Source organism: Coleofasciculus chthonoplastes PCC 7420 (assembly GCF_000155555.1).
In the GTDB taxonomy this organism is placed as follows: Bacteria; Cyanobacteriota; Cyanobacteriia; order Cyanobacteriales; family Coleofasciculaceae; genus Coleofasciculus; species Coleofasciculus chthonoplastes_A.
The window spans coordinates 79,259-100,018 of the sequence record NZ_DS989850.1 but is presented as its reverse complement, the minus strand read 5'-3'; the positions used below and the strand labels follow the sequence as shown (position 1 = coordinate 100,018).

Sequence of the window (20,760 nt, the reverse complement as noted above, 5' to 3'; positions counted from 1 at the left end):
TACCAGTAATGAGAGGTGCAGTAATGCGCGTTTTCGTTCTAGACAAAAACTTACAGCCTCTTGACCCTTGCCATCCAGCACGGGCAAGAGAATTACTGAACAAAGGGAGGGCTAAAGCATTCAAGCGCTATCCATTTACTATTGTCCTGCAAGACAGAACCGTTGAAGAGTCAGTCACGCACCCACATCGGGTCAAAATAGACCCTGGCAGCAAAACAACCGGGATTGCTGTTGTCCAGGAAGAAACAGGGCGAGTAACAAGCGCCATTGAAATCTCACACCGAGGGCAACAAATTAAAGATTCCCTCTTAGCTCGCAGGTCATTAAGAAGGGGACGCCGTAACCGTAAAACCCGTTACCGCCAGCCTCGTTTCTTAAACAGAACCCGTAAAACCGGATGGCTACCACCATCGCTGGAGAGTCGGATTGCCAACATTGAAACTTGGGTACGACGGATTAAAAAACTCTGTCCGATTTCAGCCATCTCTCAAGAGCTAGTCAGGTTTGACTTGCAGCAAATGCAAAACCCTGAAATTAGCGGAGTTGAGTACCAAAGAGGTGAACTGTTTGGTTTTGAGGTCAAAGAGTATTTACTTGCCAAATGGAACAGAAAATGCGCTTACTGCGAGGTTGAAAACGTTCCGTTCGAGATTGAACACATTCTGGCAAAAGTAAGGTGGTTCAAACCGAGTTAGTAATCTTTGCCTTAGTTGTCATTCTTGTAACCAAGTTAAAGGGAACAGACCTGTTGAAGAATTCCTAAAAAAGAAGCCAGGAGTCCTTAAACGGGTATTAGCTCAAGCCAAAGCACCTCTTAAAGATGCCGCAGCCGTCAATGCTACCCGATGGGAACTGTATCGAAGGCTTCAGTCAACTGGTTTACCTGTAGAGGTAGGTTCTGGAGGTCGCACTAAGTTCAACCGTAAAACCAGAGGGATTGAAAAAGCTCACGCTTTCGATGCAGCCTGTGTCGGAGCATCTACTCCTGAACGATTATTAATTCGAGGAATCAAACCTCTAAAAATTGCCGCAAAAGGACGCGGAACCAGACAACGTTGTCGCCCTGATAAGTACGGATTTCCTAAAGCTCATGCTCCTAAAGCCAAGTATTTCCAGGGTTTCCAAACTGGCGACATTGTTAAAGCTGATGTTCAAAAAGGTAAGTTCGCAGGTCAATATATTGGTCGAATTGCGATTCGATTTAGACCTAGTTTTGTCTTGCAGTTACCAACACAAAAGTTTGATGTACATCCCAAATACTTGAGAACCATTCATAAAGCAGACGGCTATGAATACCAATCCTAAAAATAATGATTCGCTATCGCTCAATTTCAATGTTGGCGGCAATTCCCCTCCCGCTAACCTTCGGTATAACGGGAGTCCCCTTGCCGCATTTAAGATGGTGAAAACGTTCTGTGTTCCCAGTATTTCTCGACTGCTGACTCGCACCGGAGAATTTCATCACCACACCCAAAAGCGCTACGATGATACAGGTTTACTGATTGCCGAGATTCTCCAATGGGGTTACGAAAGTGAACGGGGTGCAGAAGCGATAGCTGGTTTCCGGCTTTGAGTCATCCTCTGCTGAAACCTGCTATTTATAGCTTGTTCGATGAGCGAACGCTGGCGGCGTTTGGTTTTACCAAGCCTTCGACTCTTATAGTAAGCGGTGTAGAAAATAGTCTCAAGTTGCGGGGATACTTGCAGCGTTGGCTTGTGCCGAGAAGAAGGTCAGATTTCTTTACAGAGAGTCAGTTGAAAAGTTATCCTCGTGGTTATCAGTTAAGGGATATTGGTCCGAGTTGGATGCTGGATAAACTTGAGTGAAATTGTAGGGAATCTAGGCTGGCGATAAAAGATTATTGACTTATTCTTATACCATTTCTCTTATAGTTTAGTCCGCGTAGGCGGACTTAGTTTGTGTAGCTGCGATTTTAATCGCCATAGCAAAAAGGAGGTTACTCTGTGAATGAACAACGAATTCTCCTCTGGTATCGCAATGACTTACGCCTTCATGATCACGAACCCCTACACCAGGCGCTACAGACAAAGGCGCAGGTGATTCCCTGCTACTGCTTTGACGATCGCCTTTTTCATACTACATCCTTTGGATTCCCTAAAACTGGAGCATTCCGCGCTAAATTCCTACTGGAAAGTGTAGCCGATTTGCGAGAGAATGTGCGATCGCGTGGAAGCAATTTGCTAGTGCGTCGGGGTTTACCGGAGAACGTCATTCCCACATTGGCAAAAGAACTTGATATCACGACGGTTTACTTTCACCAGGAAGTTACCTCTGAAGAAGTGGCGGTAGAATCTGCACTCAAAAACGCCTTATCTGAAATTGGTATAACCGTACAAACCTTCTGGGGAAGTACCCTCTACCATCCCGACGATTTACCCTTCAATCTCTTAAAAATTCCCGAACTTTTTACCAACTTCCGTAAGCAAGTCGAGAAAAAATCCACAATTTATCCCCCCTTTCCCACTCCAAAACGTTTACCATCTCTCCCCTCTGTAGAAGTTGGTGAATTGCCGCAACTCGCCGATTTTGGACTAGAATCCCCTATATTTGACGAACGAGCAGTATTACCATTCCAAGGGGGAGAAACCGCCGGATTAGCCAGACTCAATGACTATTTCTGGAAAAAAGACTGTCTTAAAGTTTACAAACAAACCCGCAATGGGATGTTAGGGTCAGATTACTCCTCTAAATTTTCGCCCTGGCTCGCATTGGGATGTTTATCGCCACGTTTTATTTATGAACAGGTGCAGCAATACGAACAGGAACAAATCAAAAATGATTCAACCTACTGGTTAGTGTTTGAATTAATTTGGCGAGACTTTTTCCGGTTTATTTGTGCCAAACATGGAAACCGAATTTTTCGCCCATCGGGGTTACAAGGTATCCCGATTCCCTGGAAAGAAGACTGGGATCGCTTTACCCTTTGGCAGCAAGGAAAGACAGGCTTTCCCTTAATTGACGCCAATATGCGGGAACTTGCCGCCACTGGATTTATGTCCAATCGGGGACGACAAAATGTTGCCAGTTTTCTCACCAAAAACCTCGGAATCAACTGGCAAATCGGCGCGGAGTGGTTTGAATCCCTACTCATTGACTACGATGTTTGTAGCAATTGGGGCAACTGGAATTATACAGCCGGAGTCGGGAATGATGCCCGTGGATTTCGCTATTTCAATATTCAAAAACAGTCGAAAGATTATGACCCTCAAGGTTACTATGTCAAACATTGGCTACCCGAACTCAATTCCTTACCCGCCGCTAAAGTACACCAACCTTGGACATTAACCTCAGCCGAGCAAAAACAGTTTGGGGTGAGACTTGGCGTCGATTATCCTAATCCGGTTGTAGACTTAATGGAGTCGGTGAAAGCAAACGAGAAAGTTTACAACGCCGCCTTGAACCATCGATAACATTGGCGATTGGGAGACTGCTTATCAACGTTTTAGCTCGGGTTTCGTTCCTCAACTCAACTTATCGGATTAGCTGGGATAAGTACCTAGATATAAAATCTGTATGCTGTACTAAGAAATGTTAACAAGCCTCAAATCTTTACTGTTGCCTGTTGCCTACCCCACCGCAAGACTTATTCAGCAGCCTTTAATTTCAAACGCGGATTTGGGATCAAAATCGGCGCAAGTCAGGGCGGGTTTAGTTAGGTTAGTGGTTTGAACCGAAGCGTTATCGGTAAAACCCGCCCCTACACAATCAAAACGATATGCCGTGAAAAGTCAGAGACCCCACGACTGTCTTTATAATTCGCTAGCCTAGAAGAAGGTCAAGTCGATGTGAATCAGAGGATTAAGTATCCTGAGTGCAAATTCTTCTAGGATATATCAGGAGTGACGTAGCGGAAAACTAGATGGCTAATATCAAATTTGTCAAGGAAGACCAGGAAATCATTGCAGCAGATGGGGCAAACTTACGGGAGAAAGCCCTGCAAAACAAGATTGACCTGTATACCTTCAAAGGGAAGTTGATGAACTGTGGAGGCTATGGTCAATGTGGCACCTGCATTGTCGAGGTTGTCGAAGGGATGGAAAATCTCTCACCTCGAACTGAGGTAGAACAGCGTAAACTGAAGAAAAAACCGGAGAGTTATCGATTAGCCTGCCAAGCCTTGGTCAATGGACCAGTCAGCGTGAAAACTAAGCCCTGAAGGTGCGGGGAGCATGGAAAACAGGGTAAGCAATACAGAGACGTGCCATGGCGCATCTGAGAGCAGGGGAAGTAATGTTGCTGATCAATATTTGCAGTCAACCTGCACTATTGGCAGAAGCCAATGATATTCTAAGAAGAGCGGTTCAAAACCAATTGTAGAGGCACTAGTTCAATGCAAGTTAATGAGTTAGGGTTCGTTGCCAGTCTTCTGTTTGTGCTGGTTCCCACAGTTTTTTTGTTGATTCTGTATATCCAGACAGCTAGCCGAGAAAGCAATAAAAATTCTTAGCCTTGGCTGTCTACCCTCCGCCCATGAGATCCCCGACTTCTTCAAGACGTCGGGGATCTGGCATCTGTTCCCCTACAGGAACAAAAGTGGTTAATCCGGTGTACGGGTTAATAACACGGGACAATTCGCATACACCCGCACATAGTCAGACAGGGAAGTCCCCAGCAATCGGTCTAAATCAGGGAGAGACTTAGCAATGGTGGGACGGCGTTCCGGAGAACCCAAAACCAATAAGTCCACATTCATTTCATCTGCCAAGCGACAAATCTCTCGTCCCGCCTGACCCTTACTATTTATACATTTATAGGCAACGCCTTGTTTTTTCGCTTCCGCCGCCGCCGATGCCAAAACGGGATCGGTTTCAGGCGTGGTTATCAGTTCACCCGATGGTGTTTTTTGGTCAGGGTTGACGTGAACCAAATACAGTTGACCGCCTTTGACGTCCCGAATCAGAGACAGTGCCAAATCCAAGCTTTGCTTGGCACTCTCGGATTTATTCATTGACACCATGACTCGGTTGATCCGTTTGACGTAGATCTCGTCTTTCACCAATAACATGGGACGAGAGGACAATTGGAAAACATATTGGCTAACCGAGTTTTCCAAGATGGATTCCAACCGTTTGAGTCCTCTGGAACCCATAATGATCAGGTCAGATTGCTCTTCCTGAGCTACTTGCAGCACTACGTCTTTGGGATCTCCCTGTTTGAGTCGGGGTGTGATTTTGTTGGGATCGATTTTGAGAGACTTAACGGCATCTGCCAAAATCTTGCCGCCCTCTTCTAGTTTGGCTGACATGGCGTCAGCACTAACTTGGGGGGTGACTACATGGAGAACCGTAACCGATACTTGTTGCATGATCGGGATTTCGGTCAACATATTAAACATTTCTTCACATAATCCCCGACCGGCAACAGCAAGCAAAATTTTTTCAATCATGGTTTCAATGGTTTCAATCGTTGTGAGTGGTTAAGATGAGACTTTCGCCATTGCAGGAGAGTCGGAGCCATATTGGGGTAAATTCCACAAGCCCCGGAAGTAGTAGTTGTTTCCCTGACAATGCATCAGTCCTGAACGTTATCGTATTTGTGCCTTCTAAAACTAAGGATACTGGGTATCGGGGTTTCAAAATTTGACAATTTGTCAACGACTGGGGGGAAGCGGGGGAAGCGGGGGGAGCGGGGGAAGCGGGGGAAGCGGGGGAAGTAGAGACGCGCCATGGCGCGTCTGGGAAGCAGGGGGATCTGGGGAAGAAAACTTTTTCGGTCAACGTTAACATTCGTTAGTGTAGAACAGTTATGTATCCATAAAGAAGAAATCTCCATGAACCTTTCAAGACTCTGGCAGGTAATTATTACAGTAGTATTAGTGCTGGGACTCTATATGCCCCCCGTGACGGCGGCTGAAACCCTTTCCCCTAGAACTGATACGTTTAATGCTTTGGTGCAGGAATGTCTGGAACTCCAAGGAGAGACTTCTCTGAGTGCTTGTGATCAAGCCATTGAAATGCATCCAGATGACGTGATTCCTTGGTATGGGCGTTCTCGCGTGTTATCGGCTTTAGGACAACAAGAAGAAGCCAATCAGTCTTATGCGCGGGTGCGGGTGATTCAAGCGTACTACAATGCGATCGCGCAACTGCTTGCCCAACGAGAACAGATTGAGTCGTTGATGCAAAATGAGGAGCAATTCTCTCAACTCGAAGCCGCGATTCAGAGTGAGGATATGGAACAAGAGCAGTTGGAACAACTGCAACAGCTTAAACAACAGATTCTCACACTCCGGGAAAATCCTAGCCTCCTTGATGAAGAAATAGCGGATGCGATGCTTCAGGTACGCGATCGCTTGGCTGATATTATTGGACAAATTTCCGCCACAGCTTCATAACTGGGCGCAAACCGGGCGAAATTTCTGGGCGCAAGCCTTGCGCCCCTACGAGGCTAATCCATCATATTTCCTGTTGCTGTTCCCTTGAATGAATTCTTAAGACCGAATACAAAAAACGTTGTGATATCGTTCCAAATGCCATTATCTGTGACTAACGCTTCGATTTCTGCAACTTGTTGCTTGAACTCGTCAAGATCAACCGGATAATTCATCACTATATTCTACTTTAGATAGATGAGATTACTTCAAGTTTATAGAAAATTAGGGGGTATATAGAAGTATTAAAGGATAAAGTAGATCTAATGAACTATCCGAAAAAAACGTGGCAACTCCTAGGATTCACAACCATCTATTCATTGGCACTGACCATTTTTCCAAAAGTTGCTAGTGCGAATCAACCGCCATCTGTACAGGGTTCTGATGACTATCAGATTGCTCAAATGAACGATTGCCGAGAGGTTGATGTTAATACCATGCTGAATATCCGACAACAGCCGAATGGACGGGTTGTTGGAACTTTGGAAGATGCACAAACTGTTAATATTATCGGGGAACCGGAGGATGGATGGGTAGAGATTGACGCCCCGATGGATGGCTATGTTGCGGCAAGATATCTAGATTATTGTACGGGTGCGGTTCCCCCATCTCAAACCATGCCGACTACCCCAGCAAGTGAGGGAGTTTCCACTGTACCGGGTAGCAACTGCCGTCAGGTGGTTTCGCCGAATACATCAGTGCGATCGCAACCGAATGGCGAAATGATTGGTACCCTAGAAAAAAATCGGACGGTTTATATCGCCAACGAGGGAAACAATGGTTGGGTGCCGATTGAAAGACCAATAGACGGCTATGTTAGTTCGGCAAATCTGGGCTACTGTTATCAGTAAACCGTTTTCAGCCACATAACACATTTTGCACCGTGAGTCAACCCTCTCAACAGCGTGACTTTCTCGCCAATACGCAACTCTGGCGAGGTTTACCGGATGAGCAGTTAGACGCGATCGCGACCATTGCGATCGCTAAATCCTATCATAAAGGTGAGGTGATTTTTGTTGAAGGGGACGACGGTAGCGGATTCTTTGTCGTGAAATCCGGTCGAGTCAAAGTATTTAAGTTATCAGCGGAAGGGAAAGAACAAATATTAGAATTTTTTGGGGTGGGAGAACATTTTGCCGAAGTCCCCGCTTTTGATGGCGAATGCTTTCCCGCATCGGCTACAGCATTAGAGAAAACCGAATTGCTATTTTTTGGGCGCGATGCTTTCTTAGAATTGTTAGAAAAACAGCCAAAGATAGCGATTAATATGTTAGCCGTTTTTGCGCGGCATTTGCGGCGTTTTGCCCGATTGATTGAAGATTTATCGTTAAAGGAAGTACCCGGACGGTTGGCAGCTTATTTACTCTATTTAAACGCACGGTCTGAGCATCCCAATCACATAGAATTAGATATTACCAAGACTCAGCCACACTGGGAAAGGGCGGGTTTTGTTGAGAGGCTAATGGTTAGATCATCTGACTGAGTGGCTAAACCCGCCCCTACAATTTCTCTTGTTTCCCCTGTAGACTAAAAAATATTTCACCTTACAAATGACATATAGCAAATGACAAATGACGATCCTCACCTATTCTACACCGTCGTTTCCTGGGGCATCTTCGCATAATAGCGATGATAATAATCATAAGAACTCGTGGTGTAATTCTTAACCCCATTCGCCACCACTCCCAACACTCTGGCATGAGAGGTTTTCAATCCAGATAACACCTGCATCAATACCGTTCGATCTGTTCTTCCTAATCCCACCACCATAACAATTCCATCGGTATGCGCCGCCAATAACCGCGCATCAGCTAAACCTAACATCGGTGGTGTATCAAAAATAACTAAATCAAACATTTCTTCAAACGACTCAACTAAATGCTGCATCTTTTGAGAACAGAGTAATCGAGTCGGATCAGGTGGAATTTGCCCAGCAGTTAACACAAACAAATTCTCCTCCAATGGTGATGGCTGAATTACATCTTTCACATTAATGTCACTGGAAATAACATGACTCAATCCCCACACATTGGGTAAATCCGTCCTCACATGGAGTTGCGGACGCCGCAAATCGGCATCCACCAATAATACCCGTTGTCCCATCGCAGCAGCAGCTTGTGCCATGAATGTCGCTATAGTGGATTTGCCATCAGCCGGAACCGCCGAACTGATTACCACTGAACGAATCGGTTGATCGGGACTAATAAACTGAAGATTCGTCTGAAGCGAACGAAACGCCTCTAAAAATGGAGAAGCATGATAGCGATAAGTGGATTGACTGATAGGAGATGCCAATAGCGGAGTTTCCAGTTTTCCGGCTGTTTTTGCCGATTTACTCGGTTTTTTCAGCGGCTTATGAAAAGGAATCGTACCCAAAACCGCTAACCCTGTCTTTTCCTTCACCTCCTCGGCTGAGTGAAACACCTTATCCAATTTTTCCGCTAAAAACCCTGCCCCAGCACCTGCCAGTAGTCCAGCCACAGCCCCTAATGCTATACCGTGGGGTATGTTGGGTGAGATTGGTGCTTGAGGTTGTTGAGGTTCAGCAATAAGCTGCCACGGCAATGTTTTTTGTGCGGCTTCAATTTGTAGCGTCTCTCGCACTGCCAAAAATCGGTTCAAACTCTCGGTGGCGACTTTCAACTCTCGCTGTAAATCCGTATACTGACGGGCAACCACTGCCAAATTCTTAAGCTGCTGACTCATCAACCGTTCGGCTTTAGCGATCGCACCTGAGCGCACTTCTAGCATATTAATTTGATTCGTTGTCTCTACAAGCTGTTGAGTCAGTGCCAAACGCAGGGAACTAGGCGACGCCAGAGATTCCGGATTTTCCGGTACAGCACTAGCATTTGCCCCCAAAACAGTTCCGGCTTCCTGACTCAGCAGAGGAAGTAAATTTTGTTGCTTCTCTCGTAGCGCCTGAATCGTGGGACTCTGTTCGGTAAACCGCGCCGATTCACTAGCAATTTTACTTTCAATTTCGGTTAACTGATTCAGCAACTGCTGATAACGGGGGGCTTCTGAGAGGGCGGAAGCCGCGATCGCTTGTTTTGGAGATAGTCCAAGTTCCCCTAACTGACTTTGAAGTTGCACCGCCAGGGTGCGGGCTTCATCTAGCTGGGTTTGGGTGTTTTGACGTTCTTGGACAATGGTGCTAACTCGACTGGTCAACAGTTGACCCTGACTATCCGGATTAACCAGATTATACTGTTGGCGAAATCGCTGTAGTTTTTGCTGGAGACTATCCACCCGCCCCTGGAGTTTTGGCAGTTGCTCTTCGACAAACTGAATCCCCTGTCGCGTACTTGTCTGCTGTTCAGAGAGCGAGTAGTTCACATACCCTGTCGCAATTTGCTCTAAAATAAATTGAATTTTTTCCGGGTCAGAATCTTGGTAGCGTACTTCTAATATTTTCGTTTCTTGTAACTGATTAATCGCCAGTTGACTGCGAAGCGTATTATAGTCAATTTCTGGATAGCGAGACTGAATTTGTTCGACAATTGGAGTCATCACTTGAGGACTCCACAGCACCTGAATCTGAGTTTCGTAATCTATACTGTTAGTTTGAACTCCAGCCGATTGATTCAGGGATTCACTAATCTGCTCTAACTGATCTTCACCGGAAACTGATCCAACCAATAACTGAAACTTACCTTCGTAGTTAGGCGTCTGCTGCAAAACTTTCGTGACAATTCCCGAGGTCACCGCGATCGCCATCCCCGCGACAACCAATGCCCGTCGCCGCGCTACCGCCAGAATCTGACGCAAATCCAGCTTGTCGTCCTCTGTCTCAACTAACTCATACAGGGAGAGACTGGACAATTCTGACGGTAGGTGTCCATTACGATTGGGTGGTAACGGCTGATATTCTCCATTTGAACCCATAATTCAGTTAAACGTTGGCGTTCCTCAAACTGACACGAATAGTGGACAATTAGATTCTTGATCCCAGGGGGGGTGGGGATGTACGCAGGTTAGACCTCACGACTCAGGTAGAACTCCCGGCGACAGGAGGACAACAACTTTTTTAGAAGTTTTGGTGTACGCTGATCATAATGACTACTTACAAATACAGCGTTAGTGCGCTCGATCAGGATAATCCATAGAAGGGTCAGGGTGTAGGCATTTTGAGTTGACGAATCTTGCCTATCGCTACGGTGGATGGGCAAACGAATACCAACGAATGATTTAAATCTATCCGAAGGTGCTGGAAATGTTCGTTAAGATATGGTGATCCAAAAATTACAGCGATCACCTAATTTAATTTGATCATAAACTGTCACATCCAATATCAGTCTCATTTTTGTAATCTTTATTAAAATTCACGTATTAATTTAACCATGCAAAAATAAAAATTAGGTTTAAATTGGGGTAAAATAAATAGTCAACAAAGTTAGACAATTGAGTGCTGATGCGATCCGGATATTGGTAAATTAATGTGTAAGATTTAGCGTAATTTGATATCTATTTTAAATCCCAGTCAGTAACACAGAAACATGAGCAATAGTGAGACTCCCCTACGGCATAGTAAATCCCTCCGTTTATCGATCTTAACTCAATATTACCCCCCTGACTACGCCGCAACCGGACAGCTAATAGAAGAACTGGCTGTCGAGTTAGGCAAACAAGGTTTGTCTGTGCGAGTGTTTACTGGACAACCGGGTTATGCATTTAACAGCCAGTCAGCACCAGCAAGGGAGTATTTTCAGCAACTGATCGTTCAGCGATCGCGAGCGACTCGGATTTGGTCAAAACGTATTCGCGGTAAAGCCTTGAATGGACTAATATTTTGTTTGCGGGCTGGACTGCATTTACTCAGAACCCGTAGTCGGGGGGACATACTCCTGTTAACCACTGCTCCGCCGTTTTTGCCCATTTTGGGATATTTAGCGAAAAAGTTATTTGGACTTCCTTATGTTTGTTTAGTCTATGATTTATATCCAGATGTTGCAGTCGAACTCAATGTTGTGTCTCATCGCCACTGGCTGGTCAAATTCTGGAATACAGTGAACTGCCATATTTGGAAACAGGCTCAACAAATTGTGGTCTTGAGTCCTTCGATGAAAAATCGTATCGCCGCTAAATGTCCCGCCCTGAACGACAAAATTACCGTTATTCATAATTGGGCAGATGCCAATTGGATTGTACCCATTGCTAAACAGGATAATTGGTTTGCCCAAAACTTCAATCTAGTTGATCGGTTTACGGTACTCTATTCCGGAAATATGGGTCGCTGTCATGATATGGAAACGATTCTCAACGCTGCCCAACTGTTACAACATAAGCCAATTTTGTTTGTGTTTATTGGTAATGGTGCTAAGCGGGAAGCCTTTGAAGCCCAAACTCGTCTACTGGGTTTAAGGAATTGTCGCTTTTTACCCTATCAAGATAAACAAAACCTACCCTATTCACTTACTTCAGGGGACTTATCCTTAGTTAGCATTAGTTCAGGGATGGAAGGTTTAGTCGCCCCCAGTAAACTTTATGCCGCCTTAGCCGCAGGACGTCCAATTGCTGCGATTTGTGAACCTCAGTCTTATTTACAGGCGCTGATTGCGGAGGCTGAATGTGGTGCAGCGTTCAGTAATGGTGATGCGAAAGGTTTGGCAGAATTTATTCAACAGTTGTCCACAGATGAACGATTAGTCAAGCGTATGGGTGAAGCGGGTCGTCGGTATTTACAATCTCATTTTACTCCTGATTTGATTGCACAAGAGTATTCTAACGTATTGCATAAGTCAGTCATTTCAGAGTTTGCATCAAGCCCTAATGGAAGAGATGGGAGAAAAGGACGTAAAACGAATACAATGGGTCAAGGAACAGGAGGATAATACCAAATCCGCTGTTGTCAGCCTCTTGTAACATTGGGTGCATGTCAATTTTTTAGGTTGGGTTGAGGTAAGCTACGAAACCCAACTTATTCAGATAAGGCAGTGATATAAAGACATGCCATGGCTTGTATGAGAGATGTATTCTGGCAGATTGAGTTTATTTTTCCACCAAGACAGAAGGGTTAACCGATTGGGTAGATGGGGCTGCGATTCTGTTGGAAACAGATCTGTCCGACATGGTGGGTACTTGAGATGCAAATTTTTCCATTTCGATTAGACGAATGGAGAGTAGGATTTCTGCCAGGGTTCGCTGGAGTGCATAATACCAGCCATACCAACCGTCGAGAATACCTTGGTTGAAGATCAGACAGTAGAACAGGATGACGAAGGGAGCGAGAATTTTTTGCCGCCGAATGCGATCGCCTAAACTAAGTTCACCGGGAGACGTTTCCAGGATTTTCTTATTTTCAATCAGCATATAGCGGTCTTGCGCCCATAACCAGCGGCTTAGAGGTTTGCGATCGTCGTGGTAGATATAGGAGTTGAGCATACCAGACTCGCCTCTTATTTGAAGTAGCTGGGTATGTCCGTCATCGAGATAGATAGATTTTTCCCGTCGGAATAGAACTTGTCGAGGCGGAAGCAATGTTCCCCGCAATGGCTTGCCAAATACGCAATATTTGAACCGGGCGAAGTAGCCATCTATAGGGGAATCTGTGGGAAGAGACGCAAGTTCAGCAATCAGTGCGTCGGTGAGGAAGTAATCAGCATCGAGGGAGAGTACCCATTCAGTTGTGACTTGTGACAAGCCGTAGTTCCACTGGTTGTGATGGGTGTCGAACTGCCGCTGAAAGACTTGGGTTTGCGGATAAGACTTTACCATGTCCAAGGTTTCGTCGGTACTGTAGCTGTCAATAACGACGATTTGCCTTGCCCAAGTGAGTTTTGCCAGAGTGCGATCGATATTAGGGGCTTCATTAAAGGTCAGAATAAGAGGTGTTATTTGTTCAAGCATAAGCCTGAGGTTACTATTAAAAAATTTAAACTTAACTATTCACTGGAGAGCTGGAACAGATCATGGATTTCCAAAGATATGGGCATCTGCCAGAGAATGTGAATTTAATGTTTGTGTAGCCTTCTTGTTTTAATAGTTCAGTTAGAGTTTTTGTCGAAAAAAACTTAATATGACCACCATCCCAAAGAGTGGTAAAATGCCTATCCATTTTTCCAGACAAAGCTAGAACCAGATTTTTGAAATAGCCGTGATAAGGAGTGGTAATAATTAAAACACCATTTGGCTTCAAATATTTCTTAGCTGCTCTAACCAGTTCTCTTGGATAAAATAAATGTTCAATAACTTCGCAGGAAATAACACTATCAAATGAATTGCCCAACTGAGCATAAGGTAAATCGTAAATACTCCCCTGGATAAATTGGCAATCTGGGAAACTAGAACGAGCCAATGTCATACCAGACTCAGATTCTTCAACACCAACGACTTCGTAACCTTGTTGGGCAATGAGATGAGTCAGACTGCCATTTCCACAGCCGAGATCTAATACACGTAGCTTTTGTTGGTTAATTTTTTTTGCCTGAGAGAGTATGTTCAGGAGTGGATCGAGCAGATAGGTATGATGATGCCCTGAACAATTATCTTGATAAGCATATTTGTATTGGCTAATGGTGGTTTCCATTGATAAATTGGTACTCCATTAGTAGAAAAAAGGGACAGGATATTTTTGAATGATGGCGGTATAAACCTCAATCAAATTTAAGGCAATGCGATTCCAGGTGTATTGTTCGAGGATAAGTTGACGGGCGCGGTTCCCCATGACTTTAGTTTCTTGTCTATGGTTGAGCAACTGTTTCATAGCAGATGCGATCGCCGCCACATCCAGTTCTGCTACATAGCCGAGTTGATGCTGTTTGACCACAGAAGCTAGGGCAACACCAGGAGTAACTAAAACAGGTAGTCCTACAGCTAACGCTTCCAGCACAACAACCCCAAAGTTTTCCGAGTGAGACGTCAGAGCAAACACATCCGAGCCTTGCAGTAATAAGTCTTTCATCTCTCCTGTCACAAATCCGGAACGATAGGTGCGCTTATCGATGCCAGCAGCAATTAAAAGAGCATCAATTTCAGCTTCATACTGGCAAGAACCACTACCAGCCAGTACGAAAGTAAAGCGTTGATCTGCCAGTTTCCCTAAAGCAGGAATCAGATACTCTAATCCCTTTTTCGGGTGTAGGCGAGAGATAAACAAAATAATCGGCTCATCTTCAGGAACGTTCAGCCGTTGCCGTAACTGATAGTGAGCATCTGGGATAAAAGCAGGTACAGATACACCATGGGGGAGAATAAAACTTGGTGGCTTAAGATTTAACTCAGATGCTTCTCGCTGTTCCTGTAGGGATGTGAAATGAATCGCTTGACTATGTTGTAGATTGGCACGTTCTATTAAATTGAGGTAAATTTGCTTTTTGCCCGCACTTTGTTGCAATGACCATTGACAGAGTTGTCCTAGTGGTCGAACAATGTAGGGAATGCCTCTGAGACGGGCAATTGCCATTGCCGCTGTTGAAGCATAGGAAAAAATAGCATGGATATGTAAGAGGTCATACTCGGTAATATGCTGCCATAGCCATGCAGTCAGTTGTCCGGAAAAGGCAAACTCTCGTATCGATGCAACATCTGGGGAAAACCGAGAAAAAAACCAAATAGGAACTTTTTTGTATTCCGTGGGTTGCTGTAGGGGAACATCTAGTAAATCTGAACCATTGTCGTTGGTTGTGGCAATCTCAGCATCGATACCCTGTGTACACAATGCCTTGACCATTGCCAAAACAGCTTGACTGGGACCACCTCGCACTGGTGCTACTGAAGGAATGACATGTAGAACTCTCACAATTCAGCTCCAATTGGAGAATTTTTGATTATTTCGGCAAGATTTTTTTGGAAGCGTTCAAAGCCAAAAGTATCGATGACTTTTTGACGTAAAGCTTCCGGTTTATACATTAGGGGATTAGGATAAGTTCCTTGCAAAATCTGAATCAGCGTTTGGGCAATCTCCCCAACATCATCAGGATTGACCAAAGCTCCCAACTCACCATGACACAGCGCATCAATCGCGCCATCTTGATTACCGCCTAGCGTTGGTTTCCCACAGGCTAAAGCTTCTAGGTAAACAATGCCAAACCCTTCACGCTTGCTAGGCATGGCAAAAACATCACAGAGATTGTAATAATCGCATAGTTGCTGATCAGGAACAAATCCAGCTAAGGTGACACAATCTTGCAGTTCCAGTTGAGCAATTAATTGTTCGATGCGAGGTTGATCCTTCCCTTTACCAACAATTATGTAATGAACATTGGGTATCGCTTGACGGATTTGAGGGAGTGCCTCTAGAATTTGATCGTATCCCTTATGCCGCTTTGCTTCAGCTAAGCGTGCAACAGTTAGGATAATTGCTTGTTCGGGTTGGAAGTTGTATTGCTCTAGTAAATAAGCAGGTTTGGCAGCTATCTGGAAGCGACTGGCATCAACTGTGTTAGGTAAAATTGAGATTTTGCTTGGATTGAGGTTTTGCTCTTTCAGGATGCGATCGCGGGTGTAGGAACTGACAGCAAGAATGCGATCAGCGTGATGCAATGCAGTCTGTAAGGTAGGGCGTTCTATATCCCAAGCTTCTATACCATGAGCCACTGTCCAGTAAGGAATACCAGCCAGTTGTTTCAACCAATAGGCAGCAACTGTGAAATTGAGATGAGTAGATATCACCAAAGTCGGTCGTTTCCGAAGTCCGTTTCCTACCAACTGGGCAGCAAAAATAGGCGTTCTTACAGGTAAAGACCAATTACCACTAAAGTGAAATCGGGTATGGACTAAAAAGGAAAACTCTGGTAAGGAGTGAGTGTCATGCTTGAGAAAAACATCATAATTACTCTGAGGATATAAACTCTGTAATGCCTCTAACAAGAACGCTGAGTAGACTTGAATGCCTCCCTTAAATTCAAATATCTCTGGTAACCAAAGGTGAAAAGATGTAGGGTGAGGTAGATTTTTCATCATGAATATAGTAACTCGACTGACTGGCTCCTTTGATGCTCGACAATTTCCCGTACCCGACTGCTCAATTTCTGGCGATATAAATCCCAAGTCAGTTGTTCTGCTTTTCGGCGAGCAGCTTGTCCCATTTCGGCTAATTCTTGGGGATGGCGATAACACCATTCAAGTTTTTCTTTGAGTGCTTCTACATCTCGAATGGGTACGATAAAGCCCTCTATCCCATCGGTGAGAATATCAGGACCAGCGGTGTTAGGTGTGGTAATAACAGGAATGCCGCAAGCCATTGCTTCTAGCAGAACCAGACCAAACCCTTCGACTAAAGAAGGAAAGACAAGAACACTACCAGAACTGTAATATTTATTTAATGAAACATGGGGTACGGATGGGATATGGCTAAACAAATCTTGGTATTGATCCAGCCAGCCGTCTGGAAATAGGTTAGAGCCTACGAATAATAACTCGGCATCAGGTAATTGTAATTCCTGCCAAGCTTGCAGTAAGTAGTGAACACCTTTGCGAGGTGAGACACGACCAACGAACAAGGCTCGGAAATTTTTGTCAGCTTTTGGTTGCGGTTGGAAATAATCAATAGGCGCACCGTAGGGAATAATGCTGATTTTTTTTGGGTTGACGCCAACACCAAGTAAGGATTTTCTAGTAATTGAAGATGCCACAAATATATGATCAGCGAGTTGCACTTCCTGTTCCTTACGCTCAATTTTCCAAGCTGGTTCTTTGGCGGCTATTAATGCGGGAGCTAAATCAGGAAAGCGTTCAGCTTCTTGAATTTGAATATCTCGACTCAGGTGATAGAAGATAATCGCTAAATCGTACAAGCAGAGGATGCCCTGCTGTTTGGCAGCTTGGAACGTTGTGGCGGCTTCATCTTCGTAGGCGTAGACAGCATCAATATTTTGAAGATGATGCTTGGCAGCGTGACGATCTAATGAGGTATATACCCAGTCAACTAATCCTCGACGACTCAAACCTAAATAGCGATACAAGCCTGTCTGCACTAAAGCTAACCGGACAACTTCTTGACCTATGTGTGTACGAATAATCCCTCTTTTGGGAACAGTCCATGTTCGCCGTCCCAGTTCTTGATGTAGGCGATTTCTGATTCTCTTGGGTAGGAAGTTTAGGTGTTTTGGAATAGAACCTTTCGGATCATAAGCAATTGTTGTGATTACTTCGTGGAGTAAATCGGCTTCTGACAAAGCAAGAGCAGCATTTCGGGAAAATGGACTACTGGTGGCTTGAACTATTGAAATACGCGGCTGATACATTTTGTTGCAATATTTTTTGATAGTTGTGCAAATTTTCTATCTTCTCTAAACGAGGTAACAGGAATATAAAACTGGCGAAAAACCAGTAGTAAACGGAAAAGGTATGGTGAACAACAAGCTGACCATTTAACATAATGGCATGGGTCAGAAAAGCAGCAAGTGCTAATTGGCGCAGAAAAGGTCTTTTTAGTTTCCAAAAGACCAGCCCGAGAGTCACAATTAAAACAATTCTCAATCCATACCAGAGAATAAAACCAATAGGACCTAATTCTAGGGCAATTCTACCCATTTCTGATTCAAACCCAACTGGAATTAATTCCCCCAATGGTAAGTTTAGGACGCCCCGTAGCGCTCCCACCGCTTGGTGTGTGGCTCCAGTGCCATAGCCATAAAGTTGTTTGTATTGAAAATATCCAGTTACATTAAAGCTATTTAAAATACGTTCCGACAGATTATCGGAGGAAGTCGTTCGCATCATAAAAGCATCGAAAGCCGGACGAAACCAGGTGTAAGCAGCTATAAAAGACAAGATAATTGGTACAGTAAAACGCTGGAAGTAACTCTGAATAATGGAAGTTTGCTTCAGGAATATTAAGCTTACATATCCCCCGAAAAATAAAACCTCAAAAAGAACTAATCCCCGCGCTCCAGTCATGAAAGAATTTGCTATTAGTAAAGCAATTTCTACAGTAGATATCCATTGCCACCTGTGTGACTGCTTATTTAAAAGTAGGGGTAATAATAGAGCAAAGCATACGGCTAGATACATGGAGTAACCACTTAGGTAAGAAAATGTTCCGGTAACCCTTACTTTGCCTGTTCCGGAAAATCCAGCCGTTGCTTCTGTACCGCCAGCATAGACATTAATGGGACTGGAGGCAGGGCTAAAGAATTGAGCCGATCCTAAAAGGCAAACAGGAATTAATAATAAGAGGTGAAAACGCAAAAATTTATATAGCTCTTCTTCAGATTGAAATAAATTTGGTGTCATCCACATTAGCGGGATGTAAAACAGATAACCCCTGAGTCCAAAAAATCCGACAATAGGTGAACCTAAGCTAGGATTAAAAGCCTGGAAGAAGCACCAACCTGCAACCAGAAAGATTAACATCTTAATCCAGTCACTTTTAATTGGAACTTTTCTTTCTGAGTCTGAAAAAGCATAGTACCTAAGGTAAGCACCGATAAGTACCAAATCTTTCAGAAAATACATCATGTCGCTCGCCTGGGGTAATACCCATTTTCGCAAAGCACCTTCAAACACAAGCAGAAAAAAAACTGCCTTAATCGAGCGACGCCAGTTAAGAGATGAGATGTAAACTATAACGACAACAGCTACTAAACCAATTAGAATTTTCACTGAAGAGCAGCCTCAATTACTTGCAAATATGCCTTGGCTACTTCTGCTTGTTTGTGGCGCGATAAATGGAAGTCTGCATTTTTCCGGTAAATGTGCAGTTTTTTGGGATTGGTTAATAAATCGAACAGAATTTGAGTTAAGGCGTTAACATCTCCATTGGGAAAAGTGACTCCGCACAAACCAATTGCATCTTTTAAACCCCCTCCTTCTGAACCAACAACAACACAACCACAAGCAATACCTTCTAGTGCTACAATACCAAATGGTTCCTGCCAGCGGGATGGTACAACCATAATTTTGTGAGCATTTAATAATTTAGCTAACTCTTTTTCAACCTTCACTCCAGCAAAATCTACCTGTTCAACGATGTCTAAATTTTTCATTTGTTGACGTAATTTCGGTTCTTCAGGTCCTTTGCCCGTAATCGTTAGTTTAGGAGTCAGTCCCATCTGCTTAAGGTTCGCCAACGCCTCTAATAGTAAGTCTGCTCCTTTGGTAGAAACTAAGCGCCCTAAAAATACTAGTTCTTTATTCCGAGGAATCTCTGGCATTTCATAAAATATGTCATCTTTATAAGAATTGGGAATCACCATAGATGGTGCTGGTATGTGTTCAGCTAAAGCATAACTAGCTGAAATGTTTGTAGCAAAATGAGTTACAAAATACTTCAAATAATCTTGCCAACTTATACTTCCATCTGTACGACAATACCAAGCTTGATGGGTTACCACTAAGGGTCGAGGAATAATTAGTAGTGGCCAAATCCCTTGCAAACTAACACAGCCTTGGAAAAATACATTGCACCAACTAGTCAATTTTAATAGTTGTTTGTGATTCGGATATCGAATAACTTCAAAAGGAAAATATGTTAAGTCTGTCGCTGGTGTTTTTGAAATTAACTTTACCTCATGACCATGATGAACGAAGTCATGAGCTAGACTTGAAACAATTGTTTCTAAACCGCCAACACTTGGATAAAAAAGAGGGGAATAGATTAGTATTTTCATAAGCAAAAATAATTTTGATTTTTATTAATAAATTTAAGTTGACAATTCATTTTTTATAAATGCCAAGTCTAAATACATAAGCTCATGAGTTATGTGAGAGCGGATTGGATTGCTAATATCGATTAAGTTGTATTGATAGTGACGCAAGAAAGCAACTATAGATTCAAAACTACATTGTTTTTCATAAAGAGTGGCAATATTAACTTCGCAAACAATAACCGCTACTTGATCAAATATTCCTATGGCTCCCTCTAAAACCTCTAATTCAAAGCCTTGGACATCAATTTTCAACAAGAAATATCCTTGCTCAACACCAATAGCTTGAATCAGGGTATCTAGCCTTTCAATCTTAACATCAACAGTTGCTTCAATTTCTGTTTCTGGGAATTCGCTGCTGAGCTTGCTACTCGGCTGAAGAAGTGAGGAGGCAGGTGAAAACTTAGAAATGTTTAGTGGTAATCTTACTGCCTTGCTTCCAAGAGCGACAGAAAATATTTTTACTTTCCCTCCATCCCAGTTACTCATCTGTAATTTTTGCACTGACGCTGGATTAGGTTCAAAAGCATAGATTGGCACTTTTGGCATCAGAGCCAGGGACGTTCTGATAAATTGCCCTTCATTAGCACCTACATCTAGTACAAGCTGAATTTTGTTTCGGGGAAACCAATCTTGATTGAGTAGACGATATAAATCAGCACATCCTCTACCTCGCCTCACTTTTGAGTAAGTTGGATTAGCGAGTAAATAACCGTAATTTTTTATTCGCGTTCCTAGTTGGGCTATACTATTGTAAATAGTATCTTTCATAGCTGGTT

The 20,760-nt window shown here is 43.7% G+C and carries 20 protein-coding genes and 1 pseudogene; 10 read left to right on the top strand and 11 right to left on the bottom strand.

All coding sequences use genetic code 11. The features are described from left to right. Window positions 1–23 precede the first annotated feature (23 nt). From iscB to psbM, 6 genes and pseudogenes are all read left to right on the top strand, one after another. Window positions 24–1,305, top strand: a pseudogene (iscB, locus tag MC7420_RS15135) (RNA-guided endonuclease IscB). Continuing rightward, entirely contained in the window at window positions 1,289–1,573 is a 285-nt protein-coding gene (locus tag MC7420_RS15130) for a hypothetical protein (protein ID WP_044207446.1), read from the top strand. The pseudogene iscB and the gene MC7420_RS15130 overlap by 17 nt, the downstream one beginning before the upstream one ends. Continuing rightward, on the top strand, window positions 1,570–1,827 hold the full coding sequence (locus MC7420_RS38155) for a hypothetical protein (RefSeq protein WP_006101448.1): 258 nt from the start codon (window positions 1,570–1,572) through the stop codon (window positions 1,825–1,827). The genes MC7420_RS15130 and MC7420_RS38155 overlap by 4 nt, the downstream gene beginning before the upstream one ends. A 138-nt stretch (window positions 1,828–1,965) precedes the next feature. Next, the gene (locus MC7420_RS15125) at window positions 1,966–3,432 is read left to right on the top strand and encodes a DASH family cryptochrome (protein ID WP_006101387.1); all 1,467 of its coding nucleotides are present in this window, start codon (window positions 1,966–1,968) and stop codon (window positions 3,430–3,432) included. A gap of 449 nt (window positions 3,433–3,881) precedes the next feature. Beyond that, window positions 3,882–4,178 (top strand): 2Fe-2S iron-sulfur cluster-binding protein, encoded by a 297-nt coding sequence (locus MC7420_RS15120; RefSeq protein WP_006101464.1) that lies wholly within the window; start codon window positions 3,882–3,884, stop codon window positions 4,176–4,178. 174 nt (window positions 4,179–4,352) lie between these two features. After that, window positions 4,353–4,469, top strand: a complete 117-nt coding sequence (psbM, locus tag MC7420_RS36960) for a photosystem II reaction center protein PsbM (protein WP_006101355.1) — start codon at window positions 4,353–4,355, stop codon at window positions 4,467–4,469. 90 nt (window positions 4,470–4,559) lie between these two features. Here psbM and MC7420_RS15115 read toward each other — a convergent pair whose 3' ends face one another. After that, complete coding sequence (locus MC7420_RS15115; protein WP_006101367.1) at window positions 4,560–5,408, bottom strand: universal stress protein; 849 nt, start codon at window positions 5,406–5,408, stop codon at window positions 4,560–4,562. Between the two features lie 279 nt (window positions 5,409–5,687). On the opposite strand from MC7420_RS15115, the gene MC7420_RS15110 reads away from it, so the two are divergent. Further along, on the top strand, window positions 5,688–6,356 hold the full coding sequence (locus MC7420_RS15110) for a tetratricopeptide repeat protein (protein ID WP_044207444.1): 669 nt from the start codon (window positions 5,688–5,690) through the stop codon (window positions 6,354–6,356). 53 nt (window positions 6,357–6,409) lie between these two features. On the opposite strand, the gene MC7420_RS39780 is transcribed toward MC7420_RS15110, so the two are convergent. Beyond that, window positions 6,410–6,568, bottom strand: a complete 159-nt coding sequence (locus tag MC7420_RS39780; protein WP_006101315.1) for a hypothetical protein — start codon at window positions 6,566–6,568, stop codon at window positions 6,410–6,412. A gap of 90 nt (window positions 6,569–6,658) precedes the next feature. Here MC7420_RS39780 and MC7420_RS15105 point away from each other — a divergent pair, with 90 nt between their 5' ends. Together MC7420_RS15105 and MC7420_RS15100 are read left to right on the top strand one after the other, a co-directional pair. Then, entirely contained in the window at window positions 6,659–7,243 is a 585-nt protein-coding gene (locus tag MC7420_RS15105) for an SH3 domain-containing protein (protein WP_006101433.1), read from the top strand. Between the two features lie 32 nt (window positions 7,244–7,275). Then, window positions 7,276–7,875 carry a Crp/Fnr family transcriptional regulator gene (locus MC7420_RS15100; protein WP_006101372.1) on the top strand — a complete coding sequence of 200 codons (600 nt, stop codon included), beginning with the start codon at window positions 7,276–7,278 and terminating at the stop codon, window positions 7,873–7,875. 107 nt (window positions 7,876–7,982) lie between these two features. Here MC7420_RS15100 and MC7420_RS15095 read toward each other — a convergent pair whose 3' ends face one another. Continuing rightward, window positions 7,983–10,280 carry a GumC family protein gene (locus MC7420_RS15095; protein WP_006101493.1) on the bottom strand — a complete coding sequence of 766 codons (2,298 nt, stop codon included), beginning with the start codon at window positions 10,278–10,280 and terminating at the stop codon, window positions 7,983–7,985. A 611-nt stretch (window positions 10,281–10,891) separates the two neighbouring features. Here MC7420_RS15095 and MC7420_RS15090 point away from each other — a divergent pair. Beyond that, entirely contained in the window at window positions 10,892–12,226 is a 1,335-nt protein-coding gene (locus MC7420_RS15090; protein WP_006101319.1) for a glycosyltransferase family 4 protein, read from the top strand. Between the two features lie 157 nt (window positions 12,227–12,383). Here MC7420_RS15090 and MC7420_RS15085 read toward each other — a convergent pair whose 3' ends face one another. Genes MC7420_RS15085 through MC7420_RS15050 form a run of 8 tightly spaced genes read right to left on the bottom strand, consistent with a single transcriptional unit; the run spans window position 12,384 to window position 20,752 of the window. Continuing rightward, entirely contained in the window at window positions 12,384–13,241 is an 858-nt protein-coding gene (locus MC7420_RS15085; protein WP_006101383.1) for a glycosyltransferase family 2 protein, read from the bottom strand. 31 nt (window positions 13,242–13,272) lie between these two features. Next, entirely contained in the window at window positions 13,273–13,920 is a 648-nt protein-coding gene (locus MC7420_RS15080; RefSeq protein WP_006101343.1) for a class I SAM-dependent methyltransferase, read from the bottom strand. A gap of 18 nt (window positions 13,921–13,938) precedes the next feature. Beyond that, window positions 13,939–15,132 carry a glycosyltransferase gene (locus tag MC7420_RS15075; protein ID WP_044207441.1) on the bottom strand — a complete coding sequence of 398 codons (1,194 nt, stop codon included), beginning with the start codon at window positions 15,130–15,132 and terminating at the stop codon, window positions 13,939–13,941. Then, window positions 15,129–16,292 carry a glycosyltransferase gene (locus MC7420_RS15070; protein ID WP_044207438.1) on the bottom strand — a complete coding sequence of 388 codons (1,164 nt, stop codon included), beginning with the start codon at window positions 16,290–16,292 and terminating at the stop codon, window positions 15,129–15,131. The genes MC7420_RS15075 and MC7420_RS15070 overlap by 4 nt, the downstream gene beginning before the upstream one ends. Then, window positions 16,292–17,578, bottom strand: coding sequence for a glycosyltransferase family 4 protein (locus MC7420_RS15065; protein ID WP_006101495.1), 1,287 nt, complete (start codon window positions 17,576–17,578; stop codon window positions 16,292–16,294). The genes MC7420_RS15070 and MC7420_RS15065 overlap by 1 nt, the downstream gene beginning before the upstream one ends. Beyond that, window positions 17,538–18,938: a hypothetical protein gene (locus tag MC7420_RS15060; protein ID WP_006101592.1), complete on the bottom strand. Its 1,401-nt coding sequence runs from the start codon at window positions 18,936–18,938 to the stop codon at window positions 17,538–17,540. Before MC7420_RS15060 ends, MC7420_RS15065 begins: the two co-directional genes overlap by 41 nt. Then, window positions 18,935–19,945 carry a glycosyltransferase family 4 protein gene (locus MC7420_RS15055; RefSeq protein WP_044207435.1) on the bottom strand — a complete coding sequence of 337 codons (1,011 nt, stop codon included), beginning with the start codon at window positions 19,943–19,945 and terminating at the stop codon, window positions 18,935–18,937. Before MC7420_RS15055 ends, MC7420_RS15060 begins: the two co-directional genes overlap by 4 nt. Window positions 19,946–19,978: 33 nt before the next feature. Next, entirely contained in the window at window positions 19,979–20,752 is a 774-nt protein-coding gene (locus MC7420_RS15050) for an FkbM family methyltransferase (RefSeq protein ID WP_006101482.1), read from the bottom strand. Window positions 20,753–20,760: the final 8 nt, after the last annotated feature.

Bases quoted from the DNA above. Each gene is read 5' to 3' on its own strand.
- MC7420_RS15110 (WP_044207444.1), top strand. From the start codon at position 5,688: ATGGCGCGTCTGGGAAGCAGGGGGATCTGGGGAAGAAAACTTTTTCGG.
- MC7420_RS15105 (WP_006101433.1), top strand. From the start codon at position 6,659: ATGAACTATCCGAAAAAAACGTGGCAACTCCTAGGATTCACAACCATC.
- MC7420_RS15065 (WP_006101495.1), bottom strand. From the start codon at position 17,578: ATGTATCAGCCGCGTATTTCAATAGTTCAAGCCACCAGTAGTCCATTT.
- psbM (WP_006101355.1), top strand. From the start codon at position 4,353: ATGCAAGTTAATGAGTTAGGGTTCGTTGCCAGTCTTCTGTTTGTGCTG.
- MC7420_RS15090 (WP_006101319.1), top strand. From the start codon at position 10,892: ATGAGCAATAGTGAGACTCCCCTACGGCATAGTAAATCCCTCCGTTTA.
- MC7420_RS15130 (WP_044207446.1), top strand. From the start codon at position 1,289: ATGAATACCAATCCTAAAAATAATGATTCGCTATCGCTCAATTTCAAT.
- MC7420_RS15080 (WP_006101343.1), bottom strand. From the start codon at position 13,920: ATGGAAACCACCATTAGCCAATACAAATATGCTTATCAAGATAATTGT.
- MC7420_RS15070 (WP_044207438.1), bottom strand. From the start codon at position 16,292: ATGAAAAATCTACCTCACCCTACATCTTTTCACCTTTGGTTACCAGAG.
- MC7420_RS39780 (WP_006101315.1), bottom strand. From the start codon at position 6,568: ATGAATTATCCGGTTGATCTTGACGAGTTCAAGCAACAAGTTGCAGAA.
- MC7420_RS15095 (WP_006101493.1), bottom strand. From the start codon at position 10,280: ATGGGTTCAAATGGAGAATATCAGCCGTTACCACCCAATCGTAATGGA.
- MC7420_RS15120 (WP_006101464.1), top strand. From the start codon at position 3,882: ATGGCTAATATCAAATTTGTCAAGGAAGACCAGGAAATCATTGCAGCA.
- MC7420_RS15055 (WP_044207435.1), bottom strand. From the start codon at position 19,945: ATGAAAATACTAATCTATTCCCCTCTTTTTTATCCAAGTGTTGGCGGT.
- MC7420_RS15115 (WP_006101367.1), bottom strand. From the start codon at position 5,408: ATGATTGAAAAAATTTTGCTTGCTGTTGCCGGTCGGGGATTATGTGAA.
- MC7420_RS15085 (WP_006101383.1), bottom strand. From the start codon at position 13,241: ATGCTTGAACAAATAACACCTCTTATTCTGACCTTTAATGAAGCCCCT.
- MC7420_RS15050 (WP_006101482.1), bottom strand. From the start codon at position 20,752: ATGAAAGATACTATTTACAATAGTATAGCCCAACTAGGAACGCGAATA.